The 1,154-nt window shown below is 61.5% G+C and carries 1 protein-coding gene and 1 rRNA gene; both read left to right on the top strand.

All coding sequences use genetic code 11. The annotated features are described in order from the left end of the window. Positions 1–91 (top strand): 5S ribosomal RNA (gene rrf / locus ACIBK2_RS43090); the annotation flags it as partial. A 304-nt stretch (positions 92–395) separates the two neighbouring features. Beyond that, positions 396–1,001, top strand: coding sequence for a hypothetical protein (locus tag ACIBK2_RS43085; RefSeq protein WP_396976564.1), 606 nt, complete (start codon positions 396–398; stop codon positions 999–1,001). Positions 1,002–1,154 lie beyond the last annotated feature (153 nt).

Genomic DNA, 1,154 nt, shown 5'->3' with positions numbered 1-1,154 from the left:
GCCCGGTCCCATTCCGAACCCGGAAGCTAAGCTTGCCAGCGCCGATGGTACTGCACTCGACAGGGTGTGGGAGAGTAGGACACCGCCGGAACATCATTCACGAAAGCCCCCCAGCTCACGCTGGGGGGCTTTCGTCGTTTCTAAGACGCGCCACTACACGCGACCTCCTTGACATTTCATCGAATAGTCGACCGTTCAGTCCCCTGACCGGCATAAATCATCCCATCCAGGCGCGCTACGGCAACGAATGCTAGATGACCATTCCAGATGGTAGGTTCTGCTCGCAGTCCAATCTTCACCAGGCTCTCAGCAGGATCGTGACGACCTCTGTCCCGGGTTCCAGACCCGTGGGGGTGTTGTTTCTAGTGATCTCTCAGTCGATGGGAAGGTTCGCGATGGCAATCGAACGAGCAGAAGAGCTCGGTTCACCCAGCTCGACACGCAGCCGCCGCCGGACAACGCGGCGCGTCGCTTATGTGGCCGCCGGATTGTTGGCTGTGTCCGCAATCGGTTATCACGTAGTCGATGCCCCGAGCTCGGCTGCGGCGACGACGACGTCCAAGTGCACTGACGGCACGGGCTCGGTCACGCTCAAGAAGAAGGGTTCCGACGTCATCGGAACCGCGAAGCTGACCAAGGACTTCAAGAACTACGCGGATAACGAGGATTGTGTGGGGGCGGGTGCGAACGGGACGTCCGGCCCGATCACCGCAACCGCGAGCGAGGACGGCAAGTCCTGCGTGCTGACGGCGGAGATCGACAAAGCCAACGGCGCAGCCAAAGAGGGCGACGAATTTTCCAAGGGCGGCGATATCAAGGTGACCGTTCCGCTGGACGGTAAGCCTTCCACCGCGATGGCGGAGGGCACGAACGACAACAACGAAAAGGTCACTGCCACCGCGACTATCACGGGCATCAAGATGACCGACTGCAAGACGAGTTCGATTCCGACGGACACCTTTGCCGCGACAAAGGTCAACGCTTCGATCGAGAAGAAGTAACCAAGCTCGGTAGTCGTTCGATCAACGGCGCCTGAGCTTTTCGTGGCGGGGGGGGGGCACCGGTGGGGGGCGCCCCCCCGGGGGGGGGCCCCCCACGGGGGGGGGGTTGGTTTGAATTAGAAAGATGTCGTGGGGGCGCAGGGCGGGGGGTTG

Source organism: Nocardia sp. NPDC050175, assembly GCF_044459885.1.
Lineage (GTDB): Bacteria > Actinomycetota > Actinomycetes > Mycobacteriales > Mycobacteriaceae > Nocardia.
Note: the sequence above shows the minus strand (reverse complement) of the source record. Positions and strands in the feature narration are given on the sequence as shown.

Bases quoted from the DNA above. Each gene is read 5' to 3' on its own strand.
- ACIBK2_RS43085 (WP_396976564.1), top strand. From the start codon at position 396: ATGGCAATCGAACGAGCAGAAGAGCTCGGTTCACCCAGCTCGACACGC.